Origin of the sequence: Brachyspira alvinipulli ATCC 51933, assembly GCF_000518245.1 — a bacterium.
In the GTDB taxonomy this organism is placed as follows: Bacteria; Spirochaetota; Brachyspiria; order Brachyspirales; family Brachyspiraceae; genus Brachyspira; species Brachyspira alvinipulli.
Genome location: NZ_KI912403.1, coordinates 469,322 through 496,055 on the forward strand (window position 1 = coordinate 469,322; position 26,734 = coordinate 496,055).

Sequence of the window (26,734 nt, forward strand, 5' to 3'; positions counted from 1 at the left end):
TATAATATATAAAAAATTTTTTTTTAATCAAATATTTTATTATGATAAATATTTTTGTTCAAAAAATTTCAGAGGTTTATTAATTTGTCTTGCTATAAATCCAACGCATACAGCAGCAACCAAAGTTCCTTCCCTTACTCCTTCTAAATGTCCTAAACAAATCAAAACAGTAGTTATAGAAATTAACACCAAACTAACATCAAAAGCTATTTTTATATTACCAAATTTTACTGGAAATACCTGACATATTGCAAGAACTACACCCTCTCCAGGAGTTGTAACTAATTTAGCCATTACTTCTATACTAATACCTAAAGCAACTAAAAATATACCTAAAAAACATATAATCCATTGCTGAAAATAATTTTCATATACCATATCTTTTATCAAAAATTGAGAAAAATCTATCATAATACCAAATATAAACAGTGCAGGTATTTGAAGAAGTTGAAACAAATTATATTTTTTTCTCAAAATAAGAATCTGCATAATTATAAATACTATATTAACAATAATAGTTGTTTCTCCAACAGATAACCCTGAAATACTGCTTGTAACATAAGGCACACTTGATATAGGAGAAGTTCCCAAAGATGCCTTTATTGATAATGCTATACCTAAAGACATTATAGCAAGACCTATCAGTAAAATAAGGATCCTTTTTAATAAATGATCTTTTAATATTTTTTTATCCATTTTCCACTCCGTTTTTATTATTTGATAAATTTTCATATATTTTTAGTAATAATGTTTTTAATAATATAATTTCATCATCAGATAATTTCTCTATAGCTCTGCTCTCAACTTTATTAAAAATCATTTGCATTTTATCGGCAGCTTCAATCCCCTTCTCAGTTAAAGAAACATAAAGAGAACGTCTATTTCCTTCATGCTGTTTTCTCACAATTAAGCCCGCATTCTCCATACCAAGTAAAATACTTCCAACTGTAGCCTGTTCTATTTCACAATAATTGGCTATTGTCTTTTGATCCATTTCCCTAAATTTTGATAAACAATACAAAATTTTAGGCTGTCCGGATGTAAGTCCTATCTTATTCGCATTAAACATTACATTTTTAACAAATATAGAATTTGATTTCATCAGTAAATAATGTAAGCTCTCCACTAATAAGCTCCCTTATAATAAGAATTAATATAATAAGATACCTTATTATATTAAAAAATTTAAAATAAGTCAATAAAAAATACCCTGTCCTTGTATATTAAAAAAATAAAAAAGTTATTGACTTTTAAGAAAGTTCGATTATACTAAAAAGTATAAATAATAAATGAGGATGAACAAATATGTCAGTATTAGAATTAAAAACAGATAATTTTGAACAAGCTATATCTGGAGATAAAGCTATATTAGTAGACTTTTTTGCAGAATGGTGCGGACCTTGTAAAATGCAGACTCCTGTATTACATAAAGTAGCAGAAGAATATGCTGATAAAATGGGATTTGGTGCTGTTAATGTTGATGATTGTGAAGATATAGCAGCAAAATATGGCGTTCAGTCTATACCTACTTTATTAGTATTCAAAAACGGAAAAGTTGCTAAGAGAGCCGAAGGAATGAAAAATGAGGCTCAATTAAAAGAATGGTTAAAAGAATATCTATAATTTTTTAATTGCAAAGTAATTTTTAAGCCTAATTTTATTATAAATTAGGCTTTTTTTTATTCTAAATTGATATATAATAAGAACATGTTTTGAAAATAAATTATGGGTGAAACATGTTTATAAACAATAATAAATTAATAGAAAATATTTCAAACGAATTTAATATAAAAAAAGAAGAAGTCAATAATATAATAAATAACCTGTTCGGAAATATATCTCTCTCTATACTTAATGGTAAAAAATTTTATATGGATAAGTTAGGTGTAATAAGTATAGATGATAATTTAAATGTAGTTTTATCAAATAATGAAGAAAATTTTGATGAATCACTAGAATCCATCGATGTAAAAAACAATGATATTAAAAACATATTTTTAGAAAAATCCATATATAAAAGCATATTTAAAAACATAAAAGATATTTCCAAAGAAGAAGAAGTACATATAGAAAATTTTGGATATTTTCATAGTTCTTCAATATCATTTAAAATAGATCCTATTCTTCAAAACATAATATCTATTAAATTTAATAAAGATGATAAGGATAATTCAAATATCAATAATGATGATTTAATAAAAAAATTAGATACAACTTTAGAAGATATATGTAATAAGGAAAAAGGAACTAGTAATAATGAAAACAAAGAAGTAGTCGAAGATATATTAGATGAATTAGACAATAAAGTAAATATAGAAAATACCAATGAAAATTATGAAGAAGATATAGAAGAAATTGTTGATGATAATAATGATATCGATGATAACAATGATAACAGCTATAATGAAGAAAATGACGATTCAATAGATAATAATGTAATAGGAAATATATGGAAAAATCAATCTTGTCAATCTAACATTGAAAATAATAATGAAAAATATAGCAATAATTATACAATAGATGATATAATAAATAGTAATGAAGATAATAATATAGAAGATAATATAATAGAAATAGAAGAAGATAGTATAAAAGATAAAGAAGAGATAGAAAATGATCATCCTACAATGAAAGAATATACAAAAGAAGAGTTATTAGATATAAATAATTTTGATAGTTCAGATTTAAAAAATATTAATGAAGGAAGGGTTGAAGAAACAATGGGAGAAAATATGGAAAAAGATATAAATGAAAAAATATCTTCACAAGAAGAATTATTAAATGTTACTAGTGGTAGTGAAGATTTACTAGAAACTTCTAAAAGAGAAAGTTTGGAAGTATTAAATAAATATGAAAATGAAATAAAAAATGTTCAGCAATCAAATACAGACAATAAAAAAAATAATATTCAAAAAAATTCTTCAAGCCTATTTGGCGGAATTCTAAAAGTCGTTTGCATAATAATATTTATATTAATAGTAGGTGTAATTATATCTAATTATTATAATAAAAGCAGCAACATTTCAGCAAGTAATAATGTAGAAAATCAAAAGTTATATGATATAGTTAATACATATTTTAATGGAATAAATTCTACTAGTTTATCATATATAACTTCTAAGGATATGTATTATTGGGATATAGCTAAATCCTTATATGGTGATGCTACTTATTGGCCTTTAATATATTCTTATAATAGCGGAGAATATAAAATAAGTAATGTAATAAAAAAAGGCAGCAGTATTTCATATAAAAATTTACAGAAACCTACTTCTACAAAAGATATAAAATTATTAAATAATACATTATCAAAATCTTATATATCAATTTATCCTATATTAGTTAATGATAAAAAACTTAGCCACGCATTATGGGCTTTAAAATTATCTGCATATTATGATATAGATGTATTTAAAAATAATGCTTCAATTATGCCGGAACAGACATATAATGATATTCTAAAAGAAAATAATGGTATAAAAAACATATATAACGATATGGTAAATAATGAAAATGTATTTGTCTCATTTATTGAAAACATCAAACAAAAACTAGGAATTTAAAAATGAAAGTTGTAACAACAGATGATTTAATAAATATAGATAAAAAAACTATTGAAAAAATTCCATCTATACTTCTTATGGAGCATGTTGCAAGTGAAATATTTTACCTCTTATTAAGAAGACATAGAAAATTATTATACAATAAAACTGTATACATATTCTCGTCTGTAGGAGGAAATGGAGGGGACGGACTTGCTATAGCTAGGTATTTAATAAAAAATGGATATAATGTTAATATTTATATTACAGGAAATCTTGACAGAGTAAATAAAGATACTTATGCTAATTTTAATATACTAAAATCAATGAACGCTGATATAACATATTTAAATAGCGAAGAAACTGTAAGAGAAGCAGTCGAATCCATAGAAAAAAAATCTATAGTTCTCGATTCATTATTTGGAACAGGAGGAAACAGACCTCTTGAAGGAATACAAAAATTATTAATAGATAAACTTAATGATCTTGATGTAATTAGAATAGCTATAGATATGCCTTCAGGGTTAGCTTCTAAAATTAATGACAATGAAAATATTTATTCATGTTTTAAAGCTCATGAAACTTACACAGTATGTTTTGCCAAAGATATATTCTTCTTATATAGAACTAGAGAATATATAGGAAAATTATTTATAATAAAATCAGTATTTCCAGATCATATATTGGATAGCTGGGGATATAAAGCTAAATTAATAGATTATAACGAAAAAATAAATATAAATAGAAATGCATTTTTCAGCAAAAGAGAACAGGGGATGCTTGCTATTATAGCAGGCAGCGGCAATTATATAGGTGCTGCAATATTATCAGCACATGCTGCTTATAGATTAGGTGTAGGATACATAAGACTATATGTACCTAATGGAATAGTAAAAAATATAAGAGATGCAGTAATGTCAACAATGCCGGAAATAGTTATCATAGGCGTAGGACAAGAAAATCAAATGTATTTTACAGAAAATGATGTAGATATAGTAAATGATATAAACAAAAACGATGCATGTATAATAGGTTCCGGTATAGGAAGAGAGATGCCTACAGAAGTTTTTGTAAATAGTGTTATCAAGCAAATAAATATACCTACTGTTATAGATGCGGATGCTTTATATTTAATGTTTGAAAGCACTCTTCATGAACTTAATCACAATTTTATACTTACACCTCATATATATGAATTTGAAAAATTAACAAGAATAAATCATATAGAAGCATTAGAAAATCCTTATGATGCATTATTAAAATACAGACAAAAAACAAATGCTGCTTTAATTTTAAAAGATGCTGTAAGTTTTTTAATGCATTATGATGATATATATATAAATTATAATCCAAATGTTTCTATGGGTAAGGCAGGAATGGGAGATGTTCTTGCTGGATTTATAGGAGCCTTGCTTGCTAGAAGATTAAATGAATTAGACGCCTCTAAACTAGCATTAATTATACAAGCAAAATCTTTTAAAATATTATCAAAAAAACTAGGCAATGATTATATTCAGCCTAGCGACTTAGCAGATATTTCATATAGAATACTCAAAAGGATATAATAAAGTTGCCTAGAGAAGTTTATGACCCTCAAAAACCTGAATTAGAATTTCATGCTAATAGAAAAGCAAAGCCTCCAGCTCCAAAGAGAGAGGTTAGCATATTTGCGAGAAGATGGTTTATGTTTTTATACGGTACATTCTTAACTGTTGCCGTAATTGGTATTTTATTATACAAGAGAGGATTTTTTAATGATTTGCCTATATTTGCTGCATTAAGAGTTAATACTGCAATAGAAGTAAAAATAAATAAAGTTGAATTTTATGATGATGGTGCTATTATAACCACAATAGAAGTAGAAAATATTAATTATACTAACAGCGGCAGCATAAAAAATCTTAAAGCTAATTTATCACTTTATAAAAATAAAAAATTGATATTTTCAGGCAATGATTCATTTTATAATGTAAATTTTCCATTGGGACAAAGAATAGGATTTCAAATGCCTTTTGATAAAAGATACTGGATGGAAGCAAATAATTTACAAGTTGTACTTTATATAGATACTAATTTAACAACCACAAATTATATCAATATAAGCAAAATGAAAAAGCCTACATCATAAAAATAAAATCAATACTTAAAATATTATATAATTAATTAGAAGTACCTATATTAGTATTATTAGTAGATATAATATTACTAGATTCTAATGGCTGAGTTTGATTACTTGTAGTCTGAGGTGCTGTTTGTGTTTGCTGAGATGCAGTATCTGTTGTAACATTTTCAAAAGCTGTTTTCTGACTGCTTATAGCAACAGATATTAATAAAGCACCTACTACAAATATAGTAGATAGAAAAGTAGTAGCCTTTGTTAAGGCATTTCCTCTTTGGCTTCCTAATACATTGGCCTGAGCATTTGAGAATAAACCTTCAGCTTTACCACCCTGTATGATGATAATTAATATTAATAATACGCAAACGATAGAATAAACTATTATTCCAAGAGTTAGTAAAGCATTCATAAAGATATATTCCTTAAATATAATTAATTTTTTATTTTAATTGTGTAATTATATCATTTATAAAATTTTTTTCAAGTATTAATTAATATTAATTCTTCTGTTTATATCAAAATCTCCACGCATACCTGTAAGAATATAGCCTATATCTTGCATATTTTTTTTAAGACTCTCTACACCTTCAGCAGATTCAGTTCCAGTTGCTATTTTATCATTATAAAGCAAATATTTTTTTCTTACATCCATAGGCGATAAATTAGGCATAACAACATTAGAACCATGAAGTATACCAAGCTCTCTTCCTCCTTCTTTAATAGTTCCAAGTGCAGTAGTAGCTGGTATCAGTGCTAATGGAAAAACTAAACGAAGTATTGATATGAGTATTAAAGTAAGCTCCAATTCTCCTTTTTTTTCATTTGCAAAAGGTGTGTCTTTATGAGGCAAAAAAGGTCCTATACCTATCATCTCTGGTTTTATTTCCTGCATAAAAACAAAATCATCAGCAATATTCTCCAAAGTTTGATAAGGGCTTCCAACCATTATACCTGTACCTGTTTGATAGCCTAGTTTTTTTAAAGTTCTTAAACATTCTTTTCTATTTTCTAAACTCATATATGCAGGGTGAAGTTTTGAATAGTGAATATTATCAGAAGTTTCATGTCTAAGTAAAAATCTGTTAGCACCTTTTTCTTTTAATGCTTTATAATACTCTTCTTCTTTTTCGCCTATTGATAATGTTAAAGCACAATCCGGATATTTTGTTTTAATAGCCTCAACTATATCAGACATAATTTCTAAATTATAATAAGGATCTTCACCTCCCTGAAGTACAAAGGTTCTAAATCCTATTTCATAACCAAGTTCGCAGCATGATAAAATATCTTCTTTATCCAGTCTATATCTTTCTGCATTTTTATTGCTTTTTCTTATTCCGCAATATATACAGTCATTCTTACAATAATTAGTAAACTCTATAAGTCCACGCATAAAAACATATTTGCCGAATACTTTATCAGCTTTTTCTCTTGCCTTTACTCTTAAATATTCTTTTAAATTTTTTACTTCTTCTTTTTCTTCATCATTTAATTTTTTTATATTAATATTATTATCATATTCAAAAGATGATAAAAGAGTAACAGCATCTTCTTTTGATATTTTTTCTTCTATTTCTATTCTGTTAATAATTTCTTTTGCTTTATTTATATTAATCAAATTTATATTTCCTTTATTTAAAATAAATTATATATATTGAACACTATTAATTTTTGCTATAGTCATACCGTAATTAGTTATAGGTACATTCTGCTCTTCGCATATTCTTATTCTATTTAAAATATGTTTTCTAGTACCCATACAGCCGCCGCAATGTATAACTAAATCATATTTTGACAAATCGATTGGAAAATCATTACCTGCCACATAATCTATATCAAACTCAAAACCAAATTTCTTTTTTAATAGATTAGGAATTTTTACTCTTCCTATATCTCCTTCCAATGGTATATGAGTGCAGCTTTCTGCTATTAATATTTTACTATCATTTGTTAAATTATCTATAAAATCAGCACCTCTTTTATATATTTCTTCATCTCCTTTATAACGGGCAAATAATACAGAAAATGAAGTTAATAAACTTTCTTTAGGTTTTAATTTTTCTACTTCTTTAAAAACTTGAGAATCTGTTATTATTACTTTAGGTGCTTTGCTTAAAGCTTTTAATGCATTTTCAAATTTATCGAATGTTGAAGCCATTATAACAGCTTTATTATCTAAAATATCTCTTATAGTTTGAACTTGAGGAAGGATAAGTCTGCCTTTAGGAGCTTGGATATCCTGAGGCATAACAAGCATTACTATATCATCTTCTTTTATTATATGTCCTGTTATACTTATTTCTTCTGTTTTTGGAATTGTTAATTTTATAGCATCAATTAATTTATCTATATTAATTTTATTATCAGCACTTATTGAAACAGTTTCTAAATTAAAAATTTCTTTTATATTGTTTTCTGTTTTTTTATAATCAGCATTTAAATCTATTTTATTTAAAACAGCTATAATTGGTATCTCTAAACTTTCAAGTTTATTTTTCCATTTCAGTTCTAATGAATAATCATTATTTATAAAACTAGCATCAAAAACAAGTAAAGCTATATCAGATGACTCCATTATTTTTTTTGTTCTTTCTATTCTTAAAGCTCCAAGCTCTCCATCATCATCGAAACCAGCAGTATCTACTATAACACATGCACCTATACCATTTATTTCTATAGCTTTTTTAACAGGGTCTGTAGTTGTACCAGCAGTATTAGAAACTATTGCTATATCCTGATTTGATATTGCATTTATAATACTAGATTTACCTGCATTTCTTCTTCCAAATATTGCAATATGAGTTCTATTTGAATTCGGTGTATCATTCATATTTTTTCCTAATATTCTATTCATAAATAAAATCAATTCAGCTTTCTTAATGAATGTATATTTTATTACAAACAATTAAGAAAACTGAATCAATTATAAAATGAGTAGCCCTAATTAAAATTTAAAATCTCTCCTTCCTTCATCTATGCCTTTTAAAGAATCTACTAATTTAGACTTTACCTTTTCATTAGGTACTTTTTCTATTTCATTTATTATAACTTTATCTATAGATTTTCTTGTTTCTGCTTTGGCATAATCATTCTCATATTCTTTTAAAGTTATTATAGCATTAGCCTGACAGAAATTTTTTATTTGTCCGCTTTTAGCAAATGCCATAAATCTGTCACCTGTTCTTCCTTCTCTATAACAAGCTGTACAGAAACTAGGAAGATAATCTATATCAGAAAGCCATTTTATAATATCATCAAGAGAACGGTTATCTGAAATTTCAAACTGTTTAGAATTCTCTTCTTCCTCTTCAACATATCCTCCAACACTTGTTCTTGATCCTCCGCTTATTTGAGAAACTCCAACTTCTAAAGCTTCCTCTCTTGATTTCTGACTTTCTCTTGTAGAAACTATTATTCCAGTATAAGGAACAGCAATTCTTAAAACAGCTACTATTTTTTTGAATAAACTATCAGTAATAGCATTAGGAAAACTTTTAACATCAACATCATCAGCAGGTCTTATTCTTGGTACACTTATAGTATGAGGCCCGCATCCAAAAGTATCTTCCAAATGTTTAGCATGATAAAGCATAGCAGTAAAATCATATTTATAATCATAAAGCCCAAATAATACTCCTATACCTACATCATCAATTCCGCCTTCCATAGCTCTATCCATTGCCTCTGTATGATATTCATAATTACTTTTTGGACCACTCGGGTGAACTTTCTCATAAGTTGGTTTATGATATGTCTCTTGGAATAATACATAAGTACCAATGCCGGCATCTTTTAACTTCTTATAATTTTCTACCGTAGTTGCAGCAATATTAACATTAACCCTTCTAATTGCTCCGTTTTTATGCTTTATACTATATATTGTTTTTATAGACTCAAGTAAATATTCCATACTAGCATAATCAGGGTCTTCTCCTGTTTCTAATGCAAGTCTTTTATGTCCCATATCCTGCAATGCTATAACTTCTGCTCTAATCTCATCTTGAGTTAATTGCTTTCTAGCTATATGTTTATTTTTAGCATGATAAGGACAATAAACACATCCATTAATACAATAATTTGATAAATAAAGAGGAGCAAATAAAACTATTCTTTTTCCGTATATTTCAAGTTTTATTTTCTTTGCTATTTCAAACATTTCATTTTCTACATCTTTGTCATTGCAAAGAAGCAAAGCCAATGCCTCATTAGGTTCAAGGCCTTTCATCTCTTTAGCTTTATCCAATATATCTCTTATATTGTAATTTCCGCTTTCCACTTGAGATATGGTTTTTAAAATCTCTTCATCATTAATAAATTCATTTGCATTTCTTGATTTTGAATCATATTTAAATAAAGTAGTTGAAGACATAATATAAACTCCTAATAATTAAACTGTTTAATATAAATTATTTTTTACCAGCATAAAGTGCTTTTGCTGAAACACCTTCAATCATACCCAGTTTACCAGTTAAACTATTAATTTTATCATTAGGAGCATTTAAAACTATACTGATTATATTTATATTCTCTTCTCTATACGGAATACCCATTCTTCCTATAATAAAATCGCTGTAATCATGTAAAATTTCATTCACCTTTGAAACTCCATCAGTGTCTTCAATTATAATACCTACAACAGCAATTCTACTATTTTCCATAAATAAAACAAATATAAAATAAAATTACCTTTATGATAAACATTAATAATTATTCACTTAGGTTAATAATATTATAGTAATTATTCTTAATTTTGTAAATAGCTTTTAATTAATAAAACATATTATTTTTCTATACTAAAGAAACTTACAACTGATTGTAATTCTTTAATTTCATTAAATAATGATATAGATGAAGCCGTAGATTCCTCCACTAATGCTGCATTCTCCTGAGTAATGGTATCCATTTCCATAACAGCTTTATTAACTTGAGCAACACCTGACTGCTGTTCTAATGCTGCAGAACTTATATCCTTAATTATATTTGCTGTTTCTTCTATATCATTTTTGATACCTATAAATAGCTGTTCCTGACTTTCTACTATTTTATTTGCTACATTAATTTTTTCATATACCTGATTAACTAATTCTGTAATATCTTTAGCTGAATCCTGACTGTTCTGTGCTAAACTTCTTACTTCACTAGCTACAACAGCAAATCCCTTTCCCTGCTCGCCTGCTCTTGCTGCTTCTACTGCTGCATTAAGTGCTAATATATTAGTTTGAAAAGCAATACCCTCTATAACTTTAATAATATCTTTTATCTTCTCACTATAATTACTAACCTCATGCATACTATTTACTGTTTCTGATACAACTAAAGAGGCATTCTCCACTGATTCTTTACAGTTATTCATCATTTGATTACCTTTAACTGAATTATTAGTTGACATAGATATTGCAGAAGATATTTCTTCCATAGAAGAAGCTGTTTCTTCAAGATTAGCTGCAGTATTTTCTGCTTTACGGGCTAAATCTTTATTACCTGAAGCAAGATGATTAGCTGCTTGAGCCATTTTATCCGTATTATGCAAAGTAGTTTCTATTACTTCTATAAGTTTATATTTCATAACATGAAAAGAATGTGATAGTTCTCCTAATTCATCTTTTCTATTTATTTTTCTCTTATGCATAATAAGTTTACCGGATGCTATCTCTTTAGCCTCTTCTACAATGATATTAAGAGGTTTTATGATACTTTTAGTGAAAATAAATACTACTAATGTCATAAGTAGCATAGATATTATACCAATAATCACACTTGTTATTATTATGGATTTATTAATCTCATAAATCTCTTTTTCATCCATTGCATAGGCAACTATCCATGGCTGAACTCTCATCTTCTTATAATATCCAGCTCTTATATGATTATTAAAAGAATATTTCAATTCGCCTTCTTCCAAACCGCTTTCAATAATTCTGGTATATTCATCAGGTGCTTGATTATTGATTTCTGTAGGATCAGTATCCATAGTAACTACAGAATTTTCATTTACAGTTATTATTCTTCCAGTTCTTCCCAATTTAACATGTGCAAAATATTGCTGATGTATAATAGCACCTTGTATAACAATTATTAAATATCCTATAATATTATTTTCAAAATCAAGAACTTCTATACCCATAGCTAAAGTAAGTTCTCCAGTTGTAGGTGATACTGTAAGATTTCTGCCGAAAGCATATTCTTCACCACTCTTCAATCTTTCCCATAAATAAGGTCTGTACTGAGATATGTTTTGACCATATAAAGTACTATTTCTATCTAAAACTATATTTCCATTAATATCTGATACATAAATATTTTCTACATATGGATTTCTTTTAACAAATAAATCTAAATCAACTAATCCTGCTCTTTTGTAAATATCATCATTGGATATTAAAAAATTTCTAATGTTTGCACTACTGGCATAAGATACCGAAACCATAACTTGAGCATCTAATATAGAATCAAATAAATTAGCATATCCTTCTGCTGTATTCTGAAAACCTGTACTTATACTTTTAGTTATACCCTTATTAGAAAAATATATTGATGCTGCAAGTAAAAAGCCTAGCATTAATATGGCCATAAAACTAATTGTTACCGGAAGCTTAAAAGATAAACTATGAATTTTACTCATAATAAACTCCAATTATTATTAGCGGGCAATAATAAACAACAAAAATCGACAAAACCCTAATTCTGTATATTAGTATAATCAAAAAAAATCAATTGTCAATAAAAATTTATTATTTATATTTATAAACAATAAATTTTTATTGGTATATGGATTGATATAAAATATCATTTTTCTATTTTAAAGAAACTAATAAGCTCCTGTAAATGCATAGCATCATTATATAATGATATAGAAGATGCTGTAGATTCTTCAACAAGTGCGGCATTTTCCTGTGTTAATGTATCCATTTGCATAACTGCATTATTAACCTGTGATACTCCTTCTTTTTGTTCCACTGCTGCTTCAGTAATACTCTTTATAGTATCAGCTGTTTCCTCTATTTGTTCTTTTATTCCTACAAATAATTGTTCCTGACTTCCTACTATTTGATTTGCTTTATTAATTTTTTCATATACCTGATTGATTAACTCTGTTATATCTTTAGCTGAATCCTGACTGCTTTGTGCTAAACTTCTTACTTCACTTGCTACTACAGCAAAACCTTTTCCTTGATCTCCAGCACGTGCTGCCTCTACTGCAGCATTAAGTGCCAATATATTAGTTTGGAATGCTATTCCTTCTATAACTTTAATAATATTTTTTATTTTTTCACTATCAGCATTAACCTCGCTTATACTTTTTACAGTTTCTTCTACTACTGATGCTGCATTTTCTATGGCTACTTTACAATCATTCATCATCTCATTTCCTTTTACGGAATTATTGATAGATACAGTGATTGCAGCCGCGATCTCTTCCATAAATGATCCTGTTTCTTCAAGATTGCCTGCTGTACTTTCTGCTTTTTCTGCTAAATCTTTATTTCCAGTTGCAAGACTATTAGCAGCCTGTGCCATTTTATTGGATTCATTCAAAGAAGTTTCTATTATATCTATAAGCTTATATTTCATGTTATGGAAAGATCTTGATAATTCGCCAATCTCATCTTTTCTATTTACCTTTCTTCCATGCATAATAAGCCTGCCCTCTTCTATTTCTTTTGCCTCTTCAACAATTATACGAAGAGGTTTTGCAATCCTTCTAGCATACATAAACATAAATATAACCAAAACAATTATGGAAAAAATAGCAACTAAAACACCTATAAATACAGTAGTTCTTGTCTGTTCAAATATCTCATCTTCATTCATAGCATAAGTTACTATCCAAGGCTGAACATCCATTTTCTTATAGTATCCCATTCTTAATATATTACCATTTTTATAACTATAAGGGCCTTCATCTATAGCATTATTAAATATATTTTTGTATTCGGCAGGTGCAGGCTTATTAATATTAGCAGGATCCATATCCATAGTAACTATAAAATTTTCATTAACAGCAACTATTCTTCCTGTTCTTCCTAATTTAACTTTTGAAAAATAATTATCATGTATAACTGAACCTTTAATAGTAGTAACCAAATAACCTATTGTATTATTTGTGAAGTCTGTAACTATAGATCCAACCCCCAATGTTATTTCTCCTGAAACTGGGGATTCTCTAGGACTTCCAAATGCAACTTTTTCTCCTGATGAAAGTTTACTCCATAAATGAGGTCTTATATCAGCCATATTTCTATTTTTTAAAGCTTCTGATGTGGTAAGTAAAACATTTCCATTTATATCTGTTAAATAAATACTTTCTACATAGTTATTTTTTTCTATAAAATTAGTCATATCTCTTCCGCTATATACGCTGTAAACATCATCTCTAAAAATCATATAGTTTCTGATATTAGCATCACTTGCATAAGAGTTTGCAAGCAGCATTTGTGCTTCTGTTAAAGCATCTAACAAATAAGCATACCCTTCTACTGTATTTCTAAATCCGACACTTATTGATTCTGTAATACCTTTACTTGAGAAAAATAACGAAATTACTAAGAGTATAATTATTATTATGCTACTTATACAACTAATTGATAAAGGCATTTTAAATGCTAAACTATTTAATTTCTTCATAGTTATGATCCCCTTAATAATTCTTTATAATAGATGTTAAAATATGATACATCCTATAATATAGTAAAAATTATCAACATTGTCAAATTATATTACAATAATTAGACTTTTATATGATAAAATATAAATACCATATATCACAATAAATAAAAATTAATTTTTTAATTTAAAATATGATATGTTTTCTGCTATATTTTCTGTTTTATTTAATATTTCTTTACTTGATAAAGCACTATCATTTGCAAGCGAACTATTCCTTTGTGTTATATCACTAATAGAAGAAACGCTAACATTAATTTGCTCTATGTTATCCTTTTCTTCCTCTGCCGCATTTGATATATTTACTAATGCCTCTGAAACATCTGTTACTAAATTATTTATTTCATTTAATAATGATGAAGATTCAGCGACAGTTTCATATCCGGAATTTATTTTTTGAATTGTACTTTCAACTATAGCAGTTATATCATCTGCCGCTTTAGAAGAAGTTTGTGCAAGATTTCTTACCTCACTAGCTACAACAGCAAAACCTTTACCTTGATCTCCGGCTCTTGCTGCTTCAACTGCTGCATTAAGTGCTAAAATATTAGTTTGAAATGCTATTGATTGTATCATTATTCCAATGCTTTTTTACTTACTTCCTTAGCATTATTTGTATTATTATAGGTGTCAGCAATAGCAGATGAAAGAAATTCTATTGAGCTTGCTAATTCATTAATTGATGACGATTGAGAAATAGTTTTATCTGATAAATCATTATTTACAAAAGATATTTTCTCCATTTCATCATTAATGGAATCTATATCCAATTTTAAGTTATAAATCACTGAGCTGATGTTTTTCTGCATATTATCTATAGATGATGACAATGCATAAGCTATATTATTACGGTTTTGTGCAATATTTTCTTTGGTATCAAAATTACCTAAAGCCATCTTTTCTATATGACTTATGGCACTATTTAAAGTGTTTGTTATAGGCATAGTAATAAAAGTTACCAAAACTGTTTCTAATGCAATAAATAAGATTATAAAAAATACAATATAAATTATTAATCTATTTACTTTATCATTAAGCTTATCTATATTTCCATTTGCTGCCACATACCATGGAAATCCTTCTATTTGTTTAAGCACATACCATTTTTTCCTATATATAGAAATAGCTTCTCCATTACTATCTAAACTATTTTTTAAATTCATAAATTCAGGTATATTAAATATTAAATATCTATCATTGAGCAAGTATTCTTTATTAGTATGAGACATATATTTTCCGTTTGATAAAACCATATAAAATTCATAACCGCTGCTGTCTTTTTTTAAATTCATTAATTCATTAATTTTTGAAGCCAAAACATCAAGTCCTGCTACACCTTTCAAACTTCCATCTGGATTTTTAATTGCTTTGGAAAGTGTTACTACAAGAGAAGATGTAAAAATATCAATATAAGGGTCTGTTATAAAAACATCATTAGTATTTACTGCACCTATATACCATTCTCTGCTAGTCTGATCATAGTTTTCAGGAAATGAATCAGGTAATGCTGTAGCAAATACACCGCCCTGATTATATGGAATTGTATTGCCGAAATATACATCTACAAATTCTTTAGCATGATTTTTCATTAGAACAGGCAGTATTCATATTATTCAAAGACATATCTACATTAAAAAAATTACACATTATGTCTATTCTCAATTTATATTCGGATATCCATTTAGACATATCTACAGCAATATTATTAATAATATCTGATGTTGTATATAAAAAATTTTCTTTATAAGTATTATAATAATATGTGTAAATAAGAACGGATACAAATACTATAAAAATAGTGTATGGAATTAAAAATTTTAATATTATAGAACGTTTTTTTATATGCTTAGTATTATTTTCTAAACTCTTCATAATTTTACCCTAAAATAATTTATATATTAATTATAATCAAAAAAATATTATAGTCAATAAATAACTATTATTTTATTATAAAAAATAATGTATAAAATCTATAAAACAATAAAGTTATTTTCAACTACATCATATAGAAAAATCATATCCAATATATAATGAAAATGATTTTTAATTATAATATTTTTAGTTTAAATATTATAATAAACATTATTAAAGTTATTATACCTAACATAATTACATAGACATTATTACAGCGTAATACATATATAAAAATACCAATAAACAATAAAGCTTTATAGAATGAAATCAATGGACTATATATTATAAAATTCAATATCGTTTGACTAATTATTTTTTTATTATAGAATATTTTTATATGGAAAAAATCATTAGAAGAATAGCATTAACTATAATATATACTTTGTTATTATCTATAATGGCAGTTTCAATTATATTTATACCAAAAGGCTATAATTTTTATAAATACTGCAAAGAATATATCAATAAACCTTTTTCAGAAAATGAATTGCATATAAATGAAGAACGTGCTTTAAAAATATATGATAGAAACTCAATACTTATATCAACAATATTTCCAGAGCATGGAGGATTCTTTGAAGAAGTAAAATATAATGATTTATCAACAAATTTAATAAATGCTGTAGTAAGTGCTGAAGATAAAAATTTCTTTAATCATAATGGAATAGATTATAAAGCTATAATAAGAGCATTTTTATCAAATTTAATAAGCGGTAAAGTAGTATCAGGCGGAAGCACTATAACTCAGCAGCTTGCGAAAAATATTATCCCCCGTGAAAGAACATATATAAATAAATTCTATGAAGCACTTGATGCAATAAGATTAGAAAGAAATCTCACAAAAGAAGAAATAATTACAGAATATTTAAATAGAGTATTCTTTGGAAATAACTGTTATGGTGTAGGTGCAGCAAGTGATTTGTACTTCCATAAAAAATCAAAAGATTTAAACAACAATGAATCTGCAATGCTTGCCTCCATAATAAAATCAGGTACAAAATTTAACCCATATAAATATGAAGAAAGATTAAAATCAAGAAGAATATATGTACTTGGAGAAATGAAGAATAATAATTTTATAACAGAAGAAAATTATAATAAATATACAAATGAAAAATTAAAAATTTATAATGATAAAGATAAATACACTTTCAAAACTCCTCACTTCACAATGTATGCAAAAGAATCATTAGAGCAATTAAAATATACTGGAGTAACCGAATTAAGAACAACATTAGATTATAATATGCAAAAAGAAGCAGTATTAGTTATAAGCAATTCCAGTCAGTCGCTTCATACATTTAATGTAAGAAATATATCATGTGTAATACTTAATGCTAAAACAGGCGAAGTACTTTCAATGATAGGCTCTATGGATTATTTTGATGCTGAAACTCATGGTGCTGTTAATGGAGCTACAGCATTAAGACAGGCAGGAAGTACTTTAAAACCTTTTATGTATGCATATCTATTTGATAAAGGAGAAACTCCAGCATCTGTTATAGCAGATATTAAAACATATATCAATTCACCTGGGGGAGATTATATACCTGAAAACTTTGATCATAAATACAGAGGTCCTGTTACCATAAGAGATGCTTTAGCCAATTCACTTAATATACCTGCTGTTAAATGGCTTGCAAGATACAGTATAAGAGATTTCCAAAATATACTTTTAAAATCAGGTTTAAGCTCTATAGATAAAAACCCGGATCATTATGGATATTCTTTGGTTTTGGGAAGTGCTGAAGTGCGTTTAGTTGATTTAGCATCTGCATATACTATATTTCCAAATTCAGGAACATTCATAAATAATTATTCTATAACTTCATTAAAAAAAGCAAATGGAGAAGTTATAACTCTTCCTAAAAAAACTACAAGAAAAGTAATATCCGAAGAAAGTGCATATTTAATAACAAGCATACTTTCTGACAGAAATGCAAGAATGGGATCTTTTAGAAGCTATAAAGGAATAGTTTATCCATTTTCAGTAGCTATAAAAACCGGAACTTCAAAAGGCTCAAGAGATGCTTGGGCTATAGGATATACAAAAGATTATATAGTAGGATTATGGCTTGGAGATTTTGCCGGAAGCGAAATGATAAATATTACAGGCGGAAATGGTGCTGTACCTATACTTTATGATTTATTCACTATGCTTAATAAAAGCCAAAAAGAAACTAAATGGGATAGACCTAATACTATTATAAAAAGAGAAATATGTCTTATAAGCGGAAAACTTAGAGGGGAATTCTGTAAAGAAACAAGAATAGAAGAGTTTTCACATATAAGCGTCCCTAAAGAAGAATGTGATGTACATAACTTATATATAAAAACCAATTCTGATGGTTCTATTAGCGAAAAAGTTTTTGTTAACCTTCCTAGCGAATATAATGGCTGGATTAAGGAACAGCAATTAGAACGTCCTACTTTAGAATGGACAAAAGTTAATAACATATATGCATATAATAGGATGAAAAATGCTATAAACACCCAAAATATTAATTTTGAAACTCATACTGAGAATATTACAGAAAATATTAATGTAGAAAATAGTTTAGCATATAATTATAGTGAAAGACCTCAAATGAATTTAAATACTTTAAATACACCTTTAGCATCATCTGATAGAAATATTAATAATAATGTAAACAATATAAGAGAAAGACTTTCAATAAAAGAGCCTACTGACAATTCTGTATATAAAATTGATTCTACCATTCCTATGGAATATCAAAATATATTCATATCTTCATATATACCTAAAAATGTTGTAAGTGCTTCTTTATATTGTAACAAAGAAATAATAGCAAATATTGATGATTTAAAAAAAGAATATATAAAATGGAATTTAAAACATGGAGATTATACCTTTTATATAGAAGCTGAAACAGAAGAAGGTAAAATAATAAAAAGTTCTACTGTAAAAATATATGTACAGTAATAAAAATAGTATTGAAAATAATTTTTATACCGATTATATTAATAGTGTGATATGTATTTTTGACGGAGTTTATTTATGAACAAGAAAATTATTTCCATATTATTAATAGTTTCTATGGCTTTGACTTTACAATCAGCTTATAAAACAAATCAATACATGAAAGTTGTTGAAGTTAAAGGAAAAGTAAAAATATCTTCTCAAAAAGCTATAGTAAAACCTGCACAAAATGGGGACTTATTATTTACTAAAGATAATATATCCACTGAAAAAAATTCTTCTCTAACTTCATATTTAGAAAGCAATAATATTTTTAAAGTAAAAGAAAACTCTTCATTAAATATAGATGAATCATATGATAAAACAGGCAATACAAAGTTATCATTAAATACTGGAGATTTTATAATTGTAGTTTCATCAAATGTAAAACCTGACAGCATAACTGTATTAACTCCTAATGCAAATCTTGCTGTTAATGGAACTGCTCTAATTTCATATACAAATGGAAATACTAAAGCACAGTTTTTATATGGAAATGGAAAAGTTAATGGAACTAATGTTAATCAATTCAGTGAAGTAAATATAGATAGTGCAAATCAATTATCCATAACAAATATAGAAGTAAATGCTTCATTGACTAATACTATTAACGAAATAGCAGCTATGCCTTATATAGAAACTATAGTACCTGATGCTGCAAAAATAAAAAATTACTATAATAGTAATAATACCCCTGTATCAGAAACTAATACTATAGTGGAAATTGAAGCAGATTATTCTGCAAACACTAATGAAAACAGAACTACTTTTATTATAACTAATCAAACAAAATAATAAAATACCTACATTTAATATGTCATTTATAAAAACTTTGACAAATAAAAAATAGAGTATATAATATAATTAAATATTTCTTTGTTAAAGGTAAATAATAAATGACTGCACGAGAACAAATAGTAAATGCTGGTAAGAAATTGTTTAAGAAATATGGTTTTAAAAAAGCATCAATGAGCGATATTGCTTTAATGGTTCATAAATCTAAAAGCAGCATATATCATTATTTCAAAAGCAAAGAGGAGATATTTTTTGCAATAGCTGAAAATGAGGCAAATGATTTAAAAAGAGAACTATATGAAGCTATCAAAAAAGAAGATACAGCAGAAGCAAAATTAAGAGCATATATATTAACAAGACAAAAAGGATATATAAAACTTGCAAATCTATATGAAGCATTACATAGTGAAATATTTGAAGACTTTACTCTTATAGAACATATGAGAGCACAGTATCATAAAGAAGAATATGACACTATAAAAATGATACTTAGAAACGGAATGAAAAAAGGTTTATTCAATATAGATTTAAGACTGGCTACAGAATCTATTTTAGCTATAATAAAAGGCTTTGAAGTGGAATGGGCTAAAAATAAAAATCCAGAAAATTATGAAAAAGATTTATATACTATGATAAACATTATATTCTATGGTATAGTTAAAAGAGATTAATAATTTTATAATGAAAAAACTTTTTATATACCCTCTTACATATATAGTTTATATAACAATATTATTTGCTATTGGAATATCATTAGCATTTATAATAAAAAACTTCACATTTATTTATATTTCATCAATAATATCATTCATACTTATTATAATTTCTATAATACTAGCACTAAACAATAAAAATAACATATCAATAATAATATTAATATTATCATGCATATTTATAGGCTATAGCTATACTATGATACGATATTATGATATATTAAAAAATCCTCTTAATAAATTTGATAAAGAAATAAAAGCATACAATGCAAAAATATTACAATATGAAGGTGTTATAGGGTTTAGAGATAGATATATTGCTTATGTAGATAAAGTTTATGATGGTACTAATTGGTACAATTATTCTGGTAATATAAGACTTTATAACAGCTCATTAAAGCCATTATACATAAATGATGAAATAACAGTATCTTCAAAATTAAATCTATATAAAAACATATTAACTAATGATGATATTTACGATTCTAAACTAATAACAGAAATTCTTGCTGATAGAATGCTTTACGGAGTTGCAAGTATATACCAATACAATAATTTTGTAATTCAAAAAGAAGGTTTCTCAGTAATTAACTATATAAATAATTATGCTCTAAAAGTTAGAAATACTGCCAAAAAATCATTAGGTGCTAATATAAAAGCTATACCTTATACTGTGGCACAAGGAATAGTTATAGGTGATAAAAATATAATACCATATCATATAAGAAAGTATTTTATAGATTCTGGTATATCTCATATATTATCAATATCAGGACTTCATATTTCTATGGTGCTTTCTATATTATTTTTATTATTATCATTTTTCCCTATAAATTTTTATAATAGAATATTAATATCAACAATAATAACCGTTATAATATATCCACCTATTACACTATTTTCTGTTTCTATAGTAAGGTCAAGCATTATGGCTATATGCTTACTTATATCATATTATTTTGATAGAAATAGAAATTCTATTAATGCATTATTTTTATCAGGACTCATAATTTTAATAATGAATCCAAATTCAATAAAAGATATTAGTTTTCAATTTTCATTTTTAGCTACACTTGGAATCATACTCTATTATCCGATATTTAATTCATGCATTATAAAAAATATAATGAACATAAAAACAAATAATGAAATTACTAATATAATAAAAAATTTAATAATTAAAATACTAGCATTTTTATCTATAAATATATTTGCACTTATAACGGTAATTCCTCTTAGCATACATCACTTTTCAATATTAAATATTACTTCTGTAATAGCAAATATATTCGCCGTGCCGTTATCATTTATAATATTATCATCATCATTGATAACAATAATAACATATCAAATATATACCCCATTATCTGTTTATCCGTCAGCATCAACAGAATTTTTTACCAATATATTAATAGAATTATCACAAAAATTCAGTAATATAAGTTTTCTTAAATATGAATTATCATTAAATTTGCATACTGCAATATTAATTACTTTTGTCTTAATATTAATAGGTATAATTATAAGAATTAAAATAAATAATGATAAAAATAAAAAAGCGTACCTAAAAAATTAGATACGCTCATAACTTACCTAAATCTAATTACTTAGCAGGAGTTAATTTAGTTAATGCATCTTCAACTAATGCAACCCAAGTAGCACCGCTAACACCATCAACATAAATATTGTTAGCTTTAATCATTTTGTCATAAGCAGCTTTTCCTCTAGCAGGTCCAGTGCTATGTGCACATTTTGTTAATACAACTTTTGTTAATTTACCGCCAGCAACAGTAACTTTAGCTTGATAGTCACCTTGTTTTGTTTTGTAAGTAGCTTTGTAATTGCCTAAATATGTGCCATCAGGTACTTTAGCTAAATTAACTTTACCTTGAGCAAATAGGAACATACTAGCTGAGAAAACAACAACAGCAACCAAAACCATGATTTTTTTAAGGCTCATATGATTTCCCCTTTTTTAATATAGTTGTATAATAAAACTTAAATACTATAAAAAAGTAAAATAAGTGTAAAATTAATTGAGAATTTTTTTAATATTACCTTCTCTAAGTAAAGAAAGTAAATTATCATATTCTATAGCTGTTTTAATTTGATAATATCTGTCATCTATAAAATTTGAATATTCTATTTTTATATACTTTTCTACTACATCTTTCAAATCGTTAATATCATTATTTTTATTTGGTAATTCTTTAGCAAAAGCATTTTCTATCTTAACTTTAGATAAAGCTAAAGCTGCATTAAAAGCACTGTCTTTTGCATCTTCTTTATTAATAGAAAAACCATTTGGATATCCTATGGATGTTGTTACAAATTTATCTTCATTAATCCATCCCTCATTAAAATTAATATTTAATGCTGTTTGTGAATTTTTTTCTACAGATTTACAAGACATAATAAAGAAAAGCATCATAACAACATAAAAATATTTCATATTTACTCCTATATGATTATACTGTTAAAATATTCGTCAAATTTTAATTTTTTTTAACTATATAATTTTACATAATTATTAATTTTAGAGTATAATTGTTCCGATTATATAAAAAATATATCAATTTTACCAGGAACTATTATGAAAAGATTATACATTATATCTATTATCTTTCTTTCATTATATGTAAGAGCATTTAGCCAAATATATACATTACAAAATGGAGAGAAGTTAACAAACTCATATATATTATCAGAAACAAACTACGCTATAGTTTTAGAAAAAAATACTGCTAATGAAGGCAGAACATATGATATTTTATATAAAAATACAAGATTAACAGGATATAAAGATGCAGGTATAATAAGAATTCTACCTAATGGTACATTAGTTGCAACAATGCTTAAAAATTCGCTTGCTAAAGATATGTGGGTTATAATATATGGAAATATAGAACAGGAATTCGATTCCATAGAAAGAGAGATATTTTCAAGCAATAATTCAATAATATTTGCAAGATTAATGGATTATGGTGTCGCTGTTATAAATGGAGAAGCAAAGATACAATACTCTGAATTATTTGACAGTGTTATAAATGATAATAATTATGCCTTTTCATATTCAAGAGACGGACAATATTTCGTAAATATTAACGGAGAAGAAAAACAGGTAATTGCTAAAGTAGATAAATTAAAATTTTCTAGTGATGGAAAAAATATAGTATATGTTATAGATGCAGAAGAAAATGCTGTTATATTTAATGGAGTTAATGACAGTGAAAGTTTTAAATTAGTTGATGATTTAGCATCATATAATGACAATAGTATGGCTTATGCTGTAAAAATGATGCCTCAGGCAGATACAAATATGATAGATACTAATAATATGACTAATACTAATATTATTAATACAAATAACACCACTAATACTAATGAAATTCAAACTGATGTTGTAACAAATGTTTCTACAATAACAAATTACAATTTATCAAATGTAAGTATTTATACAAATGAAGAGGGTATCACTGTTAAAGGACAATCAAATACAATAGCATTAATGATGGTAACAAATGTGATAACAAATATAAGATATAATGAGCTTCCATCTTTACCTCCTGCTGCTAATGCAACAAATATAATAATTACTAATGAATTTATAATGACAAGTGTTATTGCAAATGGCAGAAATTATGGAGAATTTAATATGGTTACTAATATGTCTTTTTCTCCAAATGGAAAAACTTTAGTATTTATAAATGTAAATACAAATAATACCATGCAGTTGTATGTAGGCGGAAATATGACTACCAATTATGATGTAATACATAATTATAAATATTCTGATGACAGTAAATTATTAGCATATGGCGCTCAAACTAATGGAGTATCTTTTGTTGTTCTTAATGGAAGAAGACTACCTAGAAATTATGAAAAAATAAATGATTTCTATTTCTCAACAAATAACAGCTTGATTTATAATGCCACTAAAAATAATAGAGAATTTATAATAGGAGATGACTTTGAAAGTCCTTCATACAATAGAATTACATCTTTCAAATTTTTAGGTGAATCATTTGCATTTACTGCTGAGAGACTTGGAAAATATTATTATTTCATATTAAATAAAAATGCCTCATTAAGAAAAGAATTAGGCGGATATGATTATATTTCAGCTATGGATAATAATCAGGAATCAGCAATATCAATAGTATCCGATAGTAAAAATATATATATTATTAAAGACGGCGTAATAATGACTAACCAATAAAACTCCATTCTATATGATGCGTAAATCTTTTGGTTTACGCATTTTTTATATATAAAAAAACGACAGGTTCATAACTGACCTGCCGTTTTTCATAATTCTAAAAATTAATCGTCAAATTTTTGTCCCATTAATTGTCCGCTTCCGGATACAACAAGTTCCATCATATTATTCAATTTTAGTTTATAGTTTCCCCATTCTTTTTCAGCATCTATTATAGCTGCTTGAGGATGTGCACTTTTTACTGCTCTAATTACAGCAGCTGGAAAAGCACTTTCAGGTATAGGTGTATATTCACTGTCTATATTAACCCACTCTCCATTAGGTAAAAAGTCTACTGATACACCATTAGACAATTTAACATCAAATTTTCTTCCGTCTCTTTCAACTTTCCATATATCAACACCTGGAAATGTTTTTTGTATGAAACTTTTAGCATTTGCTGGTAATGATGATACTGGAACTACAAAATCATCAGCAAATAAATTTGAAATGGATAATACCATTAATGATATAAATAAAACAAATAATTTTCTCATGATTACTCTCCTTAATTTTTATTATTTGTTATATGTAAATTATCTTTACAATAATAAGTATAATATATTTTTTATAAATGTCAAGTTTTTTTACAAAAAATTTACTATTTATTTACAAATTAATATATACACTTAGATATTATACAAATAAGTATATAAAAATAACATTAATTATCAAGATTTGATTGTATTATTTTTGCAATAAGTTTTTTTAAGTCTTTAGAAATAGGAGCTTTTACTTTAACATATTCATTTGTAATAGGATGAGGAAATTCCAGCTTGTATGCATGCAAAGCCTGTCTATTAAAAAAACCCTCTGGAATAATATTCTTTTCTATAAAATCATCAAAAACTTTAGGCCCATATTTTCCATATATTTTATCACCGACCATAAAAAGTCCTTTAGAATACAGATGAACTCTAATCTGATGCATTCTTCCTGTATAAAGCCTAGCCATAACAATAGCATAATCCCCTATTCTTTTTACTGTTTTAAATGCTGTTTTTGAATATTTAGCACCTTCTAATTTTTCTTTGTGTAATGTTTGAAATCTCCTATAATATTTATGTCCGCTTTCAAGCATATATCCTTCTACAGTAAATTTATCTTCAATATTTTCTGCATTTTCTACTATGGCAATATAAGTTTTTTTAATATGTCTTTTTTTATTATCATTAAATATTTTTCTTCCAGCAATCATAGCACAAAATTTAGAAGCTACATTAGAACTTCTTGAAAGCACAACACATCCGCTAGTTTCCCTATCAATTCTATTAAGCATATTTATATCGCATCCAAGCATTTGCTTTACAATAGTGTGCAATGTATTATGATAATATTTTCCAGAAGGTATAACAGGTAAATTGGCAGGTTTATTAGCTATTATCAAATCTCCATCATCGTATATTATAGTTACATCTCTATCAACTTCAGGCTCTTTCATCCCTATAATGTGATAGGTTATTTCATCACCCTTTTTAACGGTTCTAGTATACTTTATTCTTTGTCCATTAAGTAATACGAGACCTTGTCCTATTAAATCCTGCCACTTGTTTCTAGAATAATAAGAAAATCTATCTCCCATATATTTATCAAGTCTAATATTATCAATATCTTCTTCTATACGGCATTTCCTTATAACAGATTTTTGATACATCTCTTCAATATTTGAATGCAATTTATTCTTAGCTTTTTTCATAGATGATTATTATACTAATATAATAAAAATTGTCAAAAAATAATCATGGGCAG

At 26.4% G+C, this 26,734-nt stretch carries 25 protein-coding genes; 9 read left to right on the forward strand and 16 right to left on the reverse strand.

Annotation, left to right across the window (positions count from 1 at the left end):
• Positions 1-39: 39 nt before the first annotated feature.
• Positions 40-696 carry a YczE/YyaS/YitT family protein gene (locus T324_RS0109645; protein WP_028330058.1) on the reverse strand — a complete coding sequence of 219 codons (657 nt, stop codon included), beginning with the start codon at positions 694-696 and terminating at the stop codon, positions 40-42.
• Complete coding sequence (locus T324_RS0109650) at positions 689-1,126, reverse strand: MarR family winged helix-turn-helix transcriptional regulator (protein WP_483771101.1); 438 nt, start codon at positions 1,124-1,126, stop codon at positions 689-691. The genes T324_RS0109645 and T324_RS0109650 overlap by 8 nt, the downstream gene beginning before the upstream one ends.
• Before the next feature lie 179 nt (positions 1,127-1,305).
• On the opposite strand from T324_RS0109650, the gene trxA reads away from it, so the two are divergent.
• The 4 genes from trxA (at position 1,306) to T324_RS0109670 (ending at position 5,670) form a co-directional block, all read left to right on the forward strand.
• Positions 1,306-1,623, forward strand: a complete 318-nt coding sequence (gene trxA, locus T324_RS0109655; protein WP_028330060.1) for a thioredoxin — start codon at positions 1,306-1,308, stop codon at positions 1,621-1,623.
• A gap of 113 nt (positions 1,624-1,736) precedes the next feature.
• Positions 1,737-3,563 carry a ring-infected erythrocyte surface antigen domain-containing protein gene (locus T324_RS0109660; protein ID WP_028330061.1) on the forward strand — a complete coding sequence of 609 codons (1,827 nt, stop codon included), beginning with the start codon at positions 1,737-1,739 and terminating at the stop codon, positions 3,561-3,563.
• A 2-nt stretch (positions 3,564-3,565) separates the two neighbouring features.
• Complete coding sequence (locus T324_RS0109665) at positions 3,566-5,107, forward strand: NAD(P)H-hydrate dehydratase (RefSeq protein WP_028330062.1); 1,542 nt, start codon at positions 3,566-3,568, stop codon at positions 5,105-5,107.
• Between the two features lie 5 nt (positions 5,108-5,112).
• On the forward strand, positions 5,113-5,670 hold the full coding sequence (locus T324_RS0109670) for a hypothetical protein (protein ID WP_028330063.1): 558 nt from the start codon (positions 5,113-5,115) through the stop codon (positions 5,668-5,670).
• Between the two features lie 31 nt (positions 5,671-5,701).
• Here T324_RS0109670 and T324_RS0109675 read toward each other — a convergent pair whose 3' ends face one another.
• The 10 genes from T324_RS0109675 to T324_RS18290 all read right to left on the reverse strand — a co-directional run bounded on the left by T324_RS0109675 (position 5,702) and on the right by T324_RS18290 (position 16,197).
• Positions 5,702-6,070, reverse strand: coding sequence for a preprotein translocase subunit SecG (locus T324_RS0109675; protein ID WP_028330064.1), 369 nt, complete (start codon positions 6,068-6,070; stop codon positions 5,702-5,704).
• 78 nt (positions 6,071-6,148) lie between these two features.
• The gene (gene hydE / locus T324_RS0109680; protein WP_028330065.1) at positions 6,149-7,279 is read right to left on the reverse strand and encodes a [FeFe] hydrogenase H-cluster radical SAM maturase HydE; all 1,131 of its coding nucleotides are present in this window, start codon (positions 7,277-7,279) and stop codon (positions 6,149-6,151) included.
• Positions 7,280-7,306: 27 nt separating this feature from the next.
• Entirely contained in the window at positions 7,307-8,491 is a 1,185-nt protein-coding gene (gene hydF, locus T324_RS0109685; protein ID WP_028330066.1) for a [FeFe] hydrogenase H-cluster maturation GTPase HydF, read from the reverse strand.
• A 114-nt stretch (positions 8,492-8,605) separates the two neighbouring features.
• Positions 8,606-10,030, reverse strand: coding sequence for a [FeFe] hydrogenase H-cluster radical SAM maturase HydG (gene hydG / locus T324_RS0109690; protein ID WP_028330067.1), 1,425 nt, complete (start codon positions 10,028-10,030; stop codon positions 8,606-8,608).
• Between the two features lie 37 nt (positions 10,031-10,067).
• On the reverse strand, positions 10,068-10,319 hold the full coding sequence (locus T324_RS0109695) for a TM1266 family iron-only hydrogenase system putative regulator (RefSeq protein ID WP_028330068.1): 252 nt from the start codon (positions 10,317-10,319) through the stop codon (positions 10,068-10,070).
• A gap of 122 nt (positions 10,320-10,441) precedes the next feature.
• Positions 10,442-12,283: a methyl-accepting chemotaxis protein gene (locus T324_RS0109700; protein ID WP_028330069.1), complete on the reverse strand. Its 1,842-nt coding sequence runs from the start codon at positions 12,281-12,283 to the stop codon at positions 10,442-10,444.
• 164 nt (positions 12,284-12,447) lie between these two features.
• Positions 12,448-14,286 carry a methyl-accepting chemotaxis protein gene (locus T324_RS0109705; RefSeq protein WP_028330070.1) on the reverse strand — a complete coding sequence of 613 codons (1,839 nt, stop codon included), beginning with the start codon at positions 14,284-14,286 and terminating at the stop codon, positions 12,448-12,450.
• 153 nt (positions 14,287-14,439) lie between these two features.
• On the reverse strand, positions 14,440-14,901 hold the full coding sequence (locus T324_RS18280; protein WP_211232589.1) for a methyl-accepting chemotaxis protein: 462 nt from the start codon (positions 14,899-14,901) through the stop codon (positions 14,440-14,442).
• Positions 14,901-15,914, reverse strand: coding sequence for a methyl-accepting chemotaxis protein (locus T324_RS18285; RefSeq protein ID WP_211232590.1), 1,014 nt, complete (start codon positions 15,912-15,914; stop codon positions 14,901-14,903). The genes T324_RS18280 and T324_RS18285 overlap by 1 nt, the downstream gene beginning before the upstream one ends.
• Complete coding sequence (locus T324_RS18290) at positions 15,898-16,197, reverse strand: hypothetical protein (RefSeq protein WP_038375177.1); 300 nt, start codon at positions 16,195-16,197, stop codon at positions 15,898-15,900. The genes T324_RS18285 and T324_RS18290 overlap by 17 nt, the downstream gene beginning before the upstream one ends.
• Positions 16,198-16,576: 379 nt before the next feature.
• Here T324_RS18290 and pbpC point away from each other — a divergent pair, with 379 nt between their 5' ends.
• The 4 genes from pbpC (at position 16,577) to T324_RS0109730 (ending at position 22,303) form a co-directional block, all read left to right on the forward strand.
• Positions 16,577-19,183: a penicillin-binding protein 1C gene (pbpC, locus tag T324_RS0109715; RefSeq protein WP_028330071.1), complete on the forward strand. Its 2,607-nt coding sequence runs from the start codon at positions 16,577-16,579 to the stop codon at positions 19,181-19,183.
• A 75-nt stretch (positions 19,184-19,258) separates the two neighbouring features.
• On the forward strand, positions 19,259-20,014 hold the full coding sequence (locus T324_RS0109720) for a FecR domain-containing protein (protein WP_028330072.1): 756 nt from the start codon (positions 19,259-19,261) through the stop codon (positions 20,012-20,014).
• A 101-nt stretch (positions 20,015-20,115) separates the two neighbouring features.
• Positions 20,116-20,685, forward strand: coding sequence for a TetR/AcrR family transcriptional regulator (locus T324_RS0109725; RefSeq protein WP_028330073.1), 570 nt, complete (start codon positions 20,116-20,118; stop codon positions 20,683-20,685).
• A 10-nt stretch (positions 20,686-20,695) separates the two neighbouring features.
• Positions 20,696-22,303 (forward strand): ComEC/Rec2 family competence protein, encoded by a 1,608-nt coding sequence (locus T324_RS0109730; RefSeq protein WP_028330074.1) that lies wholly within the window; start codon positions 20,696-20,698, stop codon positions 22,301-22,303.
• Positions 22,304-22,330: 27 nt separating this feature from the next.
• Here T324_RS0109730 and T324_RS0109735 read toward each other — a convergent pair whose 3' ends face one another.
• Together T324_RS0109735 and T324_RS0109740 are read right to left on the reverse strand one after the other, a co-directional pair.
• A complete protein-coding gene (locus tag T324_RS0109735; RefSeq protein WP_028330075.1) occupies positions 22,331-22,687 on the reverse strand; it encodes an FMN-binding protein in 357 nt (118 codons plus the stop codon).
• 72 nt (positions 22,688-22,759) lie between these two features.
• Positions 22,760-23,179 carry an adenine nucleotide alpha hydrolase family protein gene (locus T324_RS0109740; RefSeq protein ID WP_028330076.1) on the reverse strand — a complete coding sequence of 140 codons (420 nt, stop codon included), beginning with the start codon at positions 23,177-23,179 and terminating at the stop codon, positions 22,760-22,762.
• Between the two features lie 141 nt (positions 23,180-23,320).
• On the opposite strand from T324_RS0109740, the gene T324_RS0109745 reads away from it, so the two are divergent.
• Positions 23,321-24,946 (forward strand): hypothetical protein, encoded by a 1,626-nt coding sequence (locus T324_RS0109745; protein ID WP_028330077.1) that lies wholly within the window; start codon positions 23,321-23,323, stop codon positions 24,944-24,946.
• A gap of 104 nt (positions 24,947-25,050) precedes the next feature.
• Here T324_RS0109745 and T324_RS0109750 read toward each other — a convergent pair whose 3' ends face one another.
• Both T324_RS0109750 and T324_RS0109755 read right to left on the reverse strand, forming a co-directional pair.
• Positions 25,051-25,482, reverse strand: coding sequence for a PepSY-like domain-containing protein (locus T324_RS0109750; RefSeq protein ID WP_038375178.1), 432 nt, complete (start codon positions 25,480-25,482; stop codon positions 25,051-25,053).
• 167 nt (positions 25,483-25,649) lie between these two features.
• A complete protein-coding gene (locus T324_RS0109755; RefSeq protein WP_028330079.1) occupies positions 25,650-26,681 on the reverse strand; it encodes an RluA family pseudouridine synthase in 1,032 nt (343 codons plus the stop codon).
• Positions 26,682-26,734: the final 53 nt, after the last annotated feature.

Bases quoted from the DNA above. Each gene is read 5' to 3' on its own strand.
- T324_RS0109645 (WP_028330058.1), bottom strand. From the start codon at position 696: ATGGATAAAAAAATATTAAAAGATCATTTATTAAAAAGGATCCTTATT.
- trxA (WP_028330060.1), top strand. From the start codon at position 1,306: ATGTCAGTATTAGAATTAAAAACAGATAATTTTGAACAAGCTATATCT.
- T324_RS0109660 (WP_028330061.1), top strand. From the start codon at position 1,737: ATGTTTATAAACAATAATAAATTAATAGAAAATATTTCAAACGAATTT.
- T324_RS0109665 (WP_028330062.1), top strand. From the start codon at position 3,566: ATGAAAGTTGTAACAACAGATGATTTAATAAATATAGATAAAAAAACT.
- T324_RS0109675 (WP_028330064.1), bottom strand. From the start codon at position 6,070: ATGAATGCTTTACTAACTCTTGGAATAATAGTTTATTCTATCGTTTGC.
- hydF (WP_028330066.1), bottom strand. From the start codon at position 8,491: ATGAATGATACACCGAATTCAAATAGAACTCATATTGCAATATTTGGA.
- hydG (WP_028330067.1), bottom strand. From the start codon at position 10,030: ATGTCTTCAACTACTTTATTTAAATATGATTCAAAATCAAGAAATGCA.
- T324_RS0109695 (WP_028330068.1), bottom strand. From the start codon at position 10,319: ATGGAAAATAGTAGAATTGCTGTTGTAGGTATTATAATTGAAGACACT.
- T324_RS0109700 (WP_028330069.1), bottom strand. From the start codon at position 12,283: ATGAGTAAAATTCATAGTTTATCTTTTAAGCTTCCGGTAACAATTAGT.
- T324_RS0109705 (WP_028330070.1), bottom strand. From the start codon at position 14,286: ATGAAGAAATTAAATAGTTTAGCATTTAAAATGCCTTTATCAATTAGT.
- T324_RS18280 (WP_211232589.1), bottom strand. From the start codon at position 14,901: ATGATACAATCAATAGCATTTCAAACTAATATTTTAGCACTTAATGCA.
- T324_RS18285 (WP_211232590.1), bottom strand. From the start codon at position 15,914: ATGAAAAATCATGCTAAAGAATTTGTAGATGTATATTTCGGCAATACA.
- T324_RS18290 (WP_038375177.1), bottom strand. From the start codon at position 16,197: ATGAAGAGTTTAGAAAATAATACTAAGCATATAAAAAAACGTTCTATA.
- pbpC (WP_028330071.1), top strand. From the start codon at position 16,577: ATGGAAAAAATCATTAGAAGAATAGCATTAACTATAATATATACTTTG.
- T324_RS0109720 (WP_028330072.1), top strand. From the start codon at position 19,259: ATGAACAAGAAAATTATTTCCATATTATTAATAGTTTCTATGGCTTTG.
- T324_RS0109725 (WP_028330073.1), top strand. From the start codon at position 20,116: ATGACTGCACGAGAACAAATAGTAAATGCTGGTAAGAAATTGTTTAAG.
- T324_RS0109730 (WP_028330074.1), top strand. From the start codon at position 20,696: ATGAAAAAACTTTTTATATACCCTCTTACATATATAGTTTATATAACA.
- T324_RS0109735 (WP_028330075.1), bottom strand. From the start codon at position 22,687: ATGAGCCTTAAAAAAATCATGGTTTTGGTTGCTGTTGTTGTTTTCTCA.
- T324_RS0109740 (WP_028330076.1), bottom strand. From the start codon at position 23,179: ATGAAATATTTTTATGTTGTTATGATGCTTTTCTTTATTATGTCTTGT.
- T324_RS0109745 (WP_028330077.1), top strand. From the start codon at position 23,321: ATGAAAAGATTATACATTATATCTATTATCTTTCTTTCATTATATGTA.
- T324_RS0109750 (WP_038375178.1), bottom strand. From the start codon at position 25,482: ATGAGAAAATTATTTGTTTTATTTATATCATTAATGGTATTATCCATT.
- T324_RS0109755 (WP_028330079.1), bottom strand. From the start codon at position 26,681: ATGAAAAAAGCTAAGAATAAATTGCATTCAAATATTGAAGAGATGTAT.